Here is a 7638-nt window from a genome sequence, read left to right as displayed (position 1 = left end):
CCCTGGGCCCCGGCCGACACACGTACCTCCCTCGCCGTCACCCTCTCCCGCCCCGCCACGGCTCGATGGCAAAAGAGCCGGGCTCCGGCGCCCGGGGGGAGGGCGCCGGAGCCCGGCTTGGGAAGGTCCCGGCGCCGGGGGGGTGTTGCGTCGGGACTTGGCTCTTGGGTCCGCTCGGAAGACACGGACTGCTGACGACTCGCGCTCGACGACTCGCGCTCGACGGCTGACGGCTGACGGCTGACGGCTGACGGCTGACGGCTGACGGCTGACGGCTGACGGCTGACGGCTGACGGCTGACGGCTGACGGTGTCGAACTCCCGTGCCCTGAAGTCTTGTTCCCGCGCGCTGACCTGTTGAAGCGGTCTGACTCCGCCAGGTTTGCGCGGTCTTGAGTCACCCGGCGCACGCGGTCCGCGACCGTCGTACGCCGAGCGACCCGGGCTGTGCCCCGTCGCTCACGGAATCCCCGTGGCGGCCGCGGGCCCGGCCTCGGCCTACGCCGCCGCCTCGAAGCCCGTGTCGCGGGCCAGCTTCTTCAGTTCCAGGAGGGCGTGCTTCTCGATCTGCCGGATGCGCTCGCGGGTGAGGCCGTGCTCCTTGCCGACCTCCGTCAGGGTGCGCTCACGGCCGTCCTCGATGCCGTACCGCATCTTGATGATGGACGCCGTGCGCGGGTCCAGGCGGCCGATGAGGTCGTCCAGTTCCTCGCTGCGGAGCAGGGTCAGGACCGACTGCTCGGGGGAGACCGCCGAGGTGTCCTCGAGCAGGTCGCCGAACTGGGTCTCGCCCTCGTCGTCCACCGACATGTTCAGCGAGACCGGGTCGCGGGCCCAGTCCAGGACGTCGGAGACGCGCTCCGGTGTCGAGCCGAGCTCGGCGGCGATCTCCGCCGGCTCCGGGTCGCGGCCGTTCTCCCGGTTGAACTCGCGCTGCACCCGACGGATGCGGCCCAGCTCCTCCACCAGGTGGACGGGGAGCCGGATGGTGCGGGACTGGTCGGCGATCGAGCGCGTGATGGCCTGGCGGATCCACCAGGTCGCGTACGTCGAGAACTTGAAGCCCTTGCGGTAGTCGAACTTCTCCACCGCGCGGACCAGACCGGCGTTGCCCTCCTGGATCAGGTCAAGGAGGGGCAGGCCGCTGCGGGGGTAGCGCCGCGCCACGGCCACGACCAGGCGGAGGTTGGAGCGGATGAAGATGTCCTTGGCCCGCTCTCCCTCGGCGACCAGGGCCTCGAGCTCCTCACGGGAGGCGTCGGCCTTGGACTCCTCGTACCCGTCGAGAACCTGTCGCGCGAACACACCCGCCTCGATGATCTGGGACAGCTCGACTTCCTTGGCGGCATCGAGCAGCGGTGTGCGCGCTATCTCGTCGAGGTACATGCCGACCAGGTCGCGGTCTGCGATCTCGCCGCCATGTGCGCGAACACTGCTTGCCGTGTCGACGGTCTCGCCGGTGGCGGACTGACGACGGGCGACGGCACGGGTTGCCATGCGTGCTCCCTTGCAATGGTGGGCTGGCGGGTGTTGGTCCTTCTCAGACGCCGGGCACTCGTCGTTGAGTACCGCTCAGCACCTTTGTCGGGTGCCCTGCATCTGACCGGAACAACGACTGGAAACCGGACAGAATTCCCAACCCGACCCTCCGATTTTCTGATCATGCAGTACCCTGTGCGGCCACACGAGGAGGCAGGATGCCGACGGAGCGTGGAGAGGTGCAGGTCAGGCCGGGAGTCGAGGCGGACCTCCAGGCCCTCACCGACCTCTACAACCACTACGTCCGTGAGACGTCCATCACATTCGATACCGCCGTTTTCACTGCTCAGGAGCGCCGCCCGTGGCTGCTCTCCCACCCTGAAGACGGACCGCACCGCCTGAAGGTTGCCGCAGACGCGGACACACAGGAAATTCTGGGCTACGCCACATCCAGCCCCTATCGCGCCAAGCCCGCCTACGAGACCTCGGTGGAGGTCACGGTCTACGTCGCCCCGCACGCGGGCCGGCGCGGCATCGGCACACTGCTCTACAAGGCCCTGTTCGAGGACCTGGCGGGCGAGGACGTGCACCGCGCCTACGCGGGCATCGCGCAACCCAACGAAGCGTCCACGCGGCTGCATGAACGCTTCGGTTTCCGGTACGTCGGCACGTACCGCGAGGTGGGCCGGAAGTTCGGCCGCTACTGGGACGTGGCCTGGTACGAGAAGGAGCTGTAGCGCCCCCGAAGGACCTCAGCCGAACTGCACCGACCGCTTCGCCATCCCCATCCAGAAGCCCTCGATCACCGACTTCTGCGCGTCCAGCTCGCCACCGGCCTCCGCCGCGCCCATCGTGACGAACAGCGGGGCGAAGTGCTCGGTACGCGGGTGGGCGTAGCGGCCGGCCGGGGCCTTGTCGAGGAAGTCCAGCAGGCTGTCCCAGTCGCGGTTCTCCAGCGCCCGGCGTCCCCAGTCGTCGAACTCCGAGGACCAGGTCGGCACGCCGTTCCCGGCGTACCGCAGGGCGGCCAGATTGTGGGTGAAGAAGCCGGAGCCGACGATCAGCACGCCCTCGTCGCGCAGCGGCGCCAGCTTGCGGCCGATCTCCATGAGCCGGACCGGGTCGAGGGTCGGCATGGAGATCTGCAGGACGGGGATGTCGGCGGCCGGGAACATCTCGACGAGCGGGACGTAGGCGCCGTGGTCGAGGCCGCGGTCGGGGATGTCCTGGACGGGCGTGCCGGGGGCGCGCAGCAGCTTGCGGACGGACTCGGCCAGTTCGGGGGCGCCCGGGGCCTCGTAGGTCACCTGGTAGTAGTGCTCGGGGAAGCCCCAGAAGTCGTAGACGAGCGGGACCGTGTGCACCGCGCCGAGGGCGAGGGGGGCCTCCTCCCAGTGGGCGGAGACCATCAGGATCGCCTTGGGGCGGGGCAGGTCGGCGGACCAGGCGGCGAGCTGGCCCGGCCAGACCGGGTCGTCCGCGAGCGGTGGGGCGCCGTGGCTCAGGTAGAGGGCGGGCATGCGCTCCCGGGTGGCGGCGGACATGGCGGCGGCTCCCTGATAGTTGAAATCTCAAACTCTATGAACCGAGGGTACGCCGGTTTTGTTTAATTTTCAAGGAGGGGTCTCGTACAGTAGATGCATGAATACGGCACCCGCATCCGCCAACGAGACCGAGACCCGCTGGCTCACCTCCGAGGAACAGCGCATCTGGCGCTCCTACCTGCATGCCACCACCCTCCTCGAGGACCATCTCGACCGCCAGCTCCAGCGCGACGCGGGCATGCCGCACATCTCCTACGGCCTGCTGGTCGGCCTCGCCGAGGCCCCGGGCGGCCGGCTGCGGATGACGGAACTGGCGATGAAGGCGAAGATCACCCGCTCCCGGCTCTCGCACGCCATCGCGCGCCTGGAGAAGAACGGCTGGGTGCGCCGCGAGGACTGCCCCTCCGACAAGCGGGGCCAGTTCGCGGTGCTCACCCAGCAGGGCCACGAGGTGCTCGACCGCACCGCGCCGGGCCATGTGACGGCCGTACGGCAGGCGGTGTTCGAGCGGCTGACCCCCGAACAGCAGCAGGCCCTCGGCGAGATCATGCAGATCGTCGCCGAGGGCCTGCAGCCCGACGAGGCGGGCGCGGACCTGCCCTGGCTCCGCTGAGCCGCTCACTCAGCGAGACCAGGGCAGATCCCGGGCCGTACGCGGGGGGCGTCCCCTTCCTCCCGCGTACGGAGGTTTCCGAAGGGGTACGGCCGTACGGGGCCGTCAGTGGGCGATCACCGGGACGGCCAGCTCGTCCTCGGCGCCCTCCTCGGAGCCGGTGACGGTGGTCGAGCCGGGGGTGCCGGTGTTGACCAGGGTCACCACGATCACCGCGGCGAGCACCAGCATGCCGACGGCGAACCAGATGGCGTTGGTGTAGCCGTGCACCTGGCCCTGCAGGGCCACCAGCTGCTGCTGGGACTTGGAGCCCGCCCCGGCGATGTGGTCCTTGATGTACGACGTCGTCGCGGACGCGGCGATCGTGTTCAGCAGGGCCGTACCGATCGCGCCGCCCACCTGCTGCGAGGTGTTGACCATCGCGGAGGCGACACCGGCGTCCCGGGGCTCGACACCGAGCGTGGCCAGGGACATGGCCGGCATGAACGCCGTACCCATGCCGAGACCGAGCAGCAGCATCGCGGGCAGGATCGTCGAGGCGTACGAGGAGCCGATCTCCAGCTGCGTCATCAGCAGCATGCCGACCGCGGCGACCAGGAAGCCGGGGCCCATCAGGGCGCGGGCCGGGACCCGGGTCATCAGCCGGGTGCCGATCTGGGTGGAGCCGACCATCATGCCGGCGATCATCGGCAGGAAGGCGAAGCCCGTCTTGATCGGCGAGAAGCCCTTCACGACCTGCAGGTAGTAGGTCAGGAAGAGGAAGGTGCCGAACATCGCGATGATGGCGATGCCGAGCGAGAGGTAGATGCCGCCGCGGTTGCGGTCGGTGACCACGCGCAGGGGCAGCAGCGGGGCCTTGACGCGGGCCTCGGTGACGACGAAGGCGAGCAGCAGGACCGCGGAGGCGACGAACAGGCCGACGGTCAGGGAGTCGCCCCAGCCGTCGGACTCGGCGCGGGTGAAGCCGTACACCAGCGCGACCAGGCCGAGGGTGGAGAGCAGGACGCCGGGGATGTCGAGCGGGTTGCGGTTGCGGCCGCCCTCCGGCTCACGGATGACGAAGTAGGCGCCGAGCGCGGCGACGATGGCGAAGGGGATGTTCACGAAGAACGTCCAGCGCCAGTCCAGGTACTCGGTCAGCACGCCGCCGAGGATGAAGCCGACGGCGCCGCCGCCACCGGCGATCGCACCGTAGATGCCGAAGGCCTTGGCGCGCTCCTTGGCGTCCGTGAACATCACGGCGAGCAGGGAGAGCGCGGCGGGGGCGAGCATGGCGCCGAAGACGCCCTGGAGGGCACGGGCGCCGAACATCATGGCGCCGGTGGTGGCCGCCCCGCCGAGCGCGGAGGCGGCGGCGAAGCCGGTCAGGCCGATGACGAAGGCGCGCTTGCGGCCCCACAGGTCGGCTATGCGGCCGCCGAACAGCAGCAGGCCGCCGAAGGCGAGCGCGTAGGCCGTGACGACCCACTGGCGGTTGCCGTCGGAGATGCCCAGGTCCTGCTGGGCGGAGGGCAGCGCGATGTTCACGATGGTGGCGTCGAGGACGACCATCAGCTGGGCGAGCGCGATGAAGACGAGCGCCTTCCAGCGGTTGGAGTCGGGAGCACCGACGGTGCTTCCTGGAGCCTTTGAGGCTGTGTCAGACATGGGTGTACCCACTTCGGGACTTCGTGACGGAAAAACGGAGACGAAGGCTGACGGCCCGTCGTCGTCGACGGCCGCACTGCTCGGAGATTGGGACTGGTGTGGAGCGCTGAACTAATCGGTCAGGGGCCGGCGCAGCTCCTCCATGCTGGTGGGCGTTCCCGGCAGGACCGACGGGGCCGGAGCCCTCAGGCCGTCCAGGAACAGCTGCAGATGACGGTGGACGAAGCGGTCGTTGACGAGGCAGCCGGTGCCGGCCGGGGGCCGGCTGAGCTGGGCGACGACGATCATCAGGTCGCCGACGCTCACATCGGTGCGGAGCCGGCCGGTCCGCTGGGCGCGGTCCATGAGCTCCGCGACGATCTGCTCCAGCCGCTCGCGTGCCGCTTCGAGATCGGGGTGGTGCTTGTCGAAGGTGCTGGAGACCATCGGGCACAGCGCGCTGATCCGCTCGTCGGCGGACGCGTGCACGAATCGCTCGAGCGCCTCGAAGGCGTCCCCGGTCTCGGCGAGTGCCTGCTCGGCCGCCTCCGACGTCCGGTCCATGACGGAGCAGACGACCTCGCGGACGAGCGCGTCGCGATCGGGGAAGTTGCGGTACACCGTGGCGTTGCCGACGCCGGCCCGGCGGGCGATCTCGTCGAGCGGCACGTCGGGGCCGTACTCGGTGAACATCTCGCGGGCGGCGCTGACGATCCGCTCCCGGTTGCGCACGGCGTCGGCGCGGGGCCTGGTCACCTTGCGCTGTGCGGGCTGCGCGGTCGTCGTGACGGTCACGGCGTCCTCCTCGGTTCTGGGGCCCGTCGACGGGCTCTTCGGTCAACGGGCGGTGCGATCCGGGGAGGGGCTCCCCGTTTCGCTCGGACGCATGGTTAAACGGGGAAGGCGTCCCCGGTTATTTCCCGCCCGCCGCCCTATTTCATGTGACCTGGGTCACACCCGCGTTGATGCGGGGAAACCCCGTTCGGACTCCTCCAGCGAGCGCCCGCCCCGGCCCCGACCCAGGGTGATCGAAAGGGCGCAGCCCACCGCGACGGCTGCCATGGAGGAAGGGCCCGTGCATGCCGCTCAGCCGTGGGATACGCCCCCGCACGGTGGCCGCCCTCGCGTCCGTGACCGCGCTGATCCTGGCCCTCGGCACCTCGGCCGGCACCCGCCACGCCGGCACCGGCACCAGGGCGGCCGGGGCGGGCCCGAGCGCGATGGCCCGCAGCGCCGCCCTCGCACCCTGCATGATCACCGGCAACCGGACCGTCCAGATGTCCGAGGGCGTGCCGACCACGACGGGCTACTCCCGCTCCACGGGCACCGTGCACGCCCTGACGCTGATGATCGACTTCCCGGACGCGCCGGGCCCGGGCGACGCCCTCGACCGCTTCCGCGAATTCTTCCCCCGGACCCGCGAGTGGTTCCGCACCGCTTCATACGGCCGGCTCGACTACCGCCCCGAGACCCCGATCCCGCACTGGCTGCGCATGCCGAAGCCGTTCAGGGCGTACGGCATAGAGCGCGGCGCCCCCTTCGACCCCGGCTACCGGGAGCTGGTCCAGGACATCGTCGGCGCGGCCGATCCGCAGGTGGACTTCCGTTCGTACGACTTCCTGAACGTGCTGGTGACACCGAACGCGGGGCCCTCGGCGCTGGACACGGTGCTGTCGGTGACCTTCGCGGGCAACGCGGACGCGCCCGTGGCCGACGGTGTGCCGGTGGCCAACGCGTCCTTCGTGTACTCCCGGCAGGACGACGGCTCGGGCTCCTACGCGCAGACCGGCTACCGCGTCCTGCCCCACGAGAACGGGCATGTCTTCGGGCTGCCCGACCTGTACACGCAGGAGGGCGGGGGCGCGGTCGGCCACTGGGACATCATGAGCGAGGACTGGGGGGCCGACAACGACCTGCTGGGCTGGCACAAGTGGAAGCTCGGCTGGCTGGACCCGTCCCAGGTCAGCTGTGCGGCGACGCGGGGCACGACCGAGTACACGCTGACCCCGCTGGCCCGCGCGGGCGGCCCGAAGCTGGTGTTCGTGCCGGTCAGCGGCCGCGCCGGGTACGCCCTTGAGCTGCGCACCCGTGAGGGCAACGACGAGGCGGTGTGCCGGGCGGGCGTCCTCGTCTACCGGGTCGACGCGGACGTGGACACCGGGATGGGACCGGTGACGGTGTACGACTCCCACCGCAACAGCGGCGGCTGCACCCGCAGCCCCAACGTGAACGCGGAACTCTCGGACGCGCCGTTCACCCCGGGCGAGGTGTTCCGAGACCCGAGACGCGGGATCCGGATCGCGGTGACGGGTGTGGACGGCACGGGCGCGTACCGGGTGCTGGTCAGTCGGCGGTGAGGGGCAGGGGTCTTGGGGGG

The 7638-nt window shown here is 70.4% G+C and carries 7 protein-coding genes; 3 read left to right on the top strand and 4 right to left on the bottom strand.

All coding sequences use genetic code 11. From position 1 onward, the window contains the following. Positions 1-497: 497 nt before the first annotated feature. Complete coding sequence (locus GRC12_RS39450) at positions 498-1496, bottom strand: sigma-70 family RNA polymerase sigma factor (protein WP_208785280.1); 999 nt, start codon at positions 1494-1496, stop codon at positions 498-500. A gap of 200 nt (positions 1497-1696) precedes the next feature. Here GRC12_RS39450 and GRC12_RS39445 point away from each other — a divergent pair, with 200 nt between their 5' ends. After that, complete coding sequence (locus tag GRC12_RS39445; RefSeq protein WP_208785279.1) at positions 1697-2215, top strand: GNAT family N-acetyltransferase; 519 nt, start codon at positions 1697-1699, stop codon at positions 2213-2215. Between the two features lie 15 nt (positions 2216-2230). Here the strand turns inward: GRC12_RS39445 and GRC12_RS39440 are convergent, their stop codons facing one another. Beyond that, complete coding sequence (locus GRC12_RS39440) at positions 2231-3022, bottom strand: dioxygenase family protein (RefSeq protein ID WP_208785278.1); 792 nt, start codon at positions 3020-3022, stop codon at positions 2231-2233. 97 nt (positions 3023-3119) lie between these two features. Between GRC12_RS39440 and GRC12_RS39435 the strand changes: the two genes are divergently transcribed. Further along, a complete protein-coding gene (locus GRC12_RS39435) occupies positions 3120-3635 on the top strand; it encodes a MarR family winged helix-turn-helix transcriptional regulator (RefSeq protein WP_208785277.1) in 516 nt (171 codons plus the stop codon). A gap of 105 nt (positions 3636-3740) precedes the next feature. Here the strand turns inward: GRC12_RS39435 and GRC12_RS39430 are convergent, their stop codons facing one another. Then, complete coding sequence (locus GRC12_RS39430; RefSeq protein WP_208785276.1) at positions 3741-5282, bottom strand: MFS transporter; 1542 nt, start codon at positions 5280-5282, stop codon at positions 3741-3743. Positions 5283-5393: 111 nt separating this feature from the next. Next, complete coding sequence (locus GRC12_RS39425) at positions 5394-6056, bottom strand: TetR/AcrR family transcriptional regulator (protein WP_208785275.1); 663 nt, start codon at positions 6054-6056, stop codon at positions 5394-5396. A gap of 284 nt (positions 6057-6340) precedes the next feature. On the opposite strand from GRC12_RS39425, the gene GRC12_RS39420 reads away from it, so the two are divergent. After that, positions 6341-7618, top strand: a complete 1278-nt coding sequence (locus GRC12_RS39420) for a M6 family metalloprotease domain-containing protein (RefSeq protein WP_208785274.1) — start codon at positions 6341-6343, stop codon at positions 7616-7618. The last annotated feature ends 20 nt before the right edge of the window (positions 7619-7638 follow it).

It is taken from the genome of Streptomyces griseorubiginosus (assembly GCF_017614965.1).
GTDB lineage: Bacteria > Actinomycetota > Actinomycetes > Streptomycetales > Streptomycetaceae > Streptomyces > Streptomyces griseorubiginosus_B.
Note: the sequence above shows the minus strand (reverse complement) of the source record. Positions and strands in the feature narration are given on the sequence as shown.

Coding starts and splice junctions, on each gene's coding strand:
- GRC12_RS39440 (WP_208785278.1), bottom strand. CDS start 3,022: ATGTCCGCCGCCACCCGGGAGCGCATGCCCGCCCTCTACCTGAGCCAC.
- GRC12_RS39420 (WP_208785274.1), top strand. CDS start 6,341: ATGCCGCTCAGCCGTGGGATACGCCCCCGCACGGTGGCCGCCCTCGCG.
- GRC12_RS39450 (WP_208785280.1), bottom strand. CDS start 1,496: ATGGCAACCCGTGCCGTCGCCCGTCGTCAGTCCGCCACCGGCGAGACC.
- GRC12_RS39430 (WP_208785276.1), bottom strand. CDS start 5,282: ATGTCTGACACAGCCTCAAAGGCTCCAGGAAGCACCGTCGGTGCTCCC.
- GRC12_RS39445 (WP_208785279.1), top strand. CDS start 1,697: ATGCCGACGGAGCGTGGAGAGGTGCAGGTCAGGCCGGGAGTCGAGGCG.
- GRC12_RS39435 (WP_208785277.1), top strand. CDS start 3,120: ATGAATACGGCACCCGCATCCGCCAACGAGACCGAGACCCGCTGGCTC.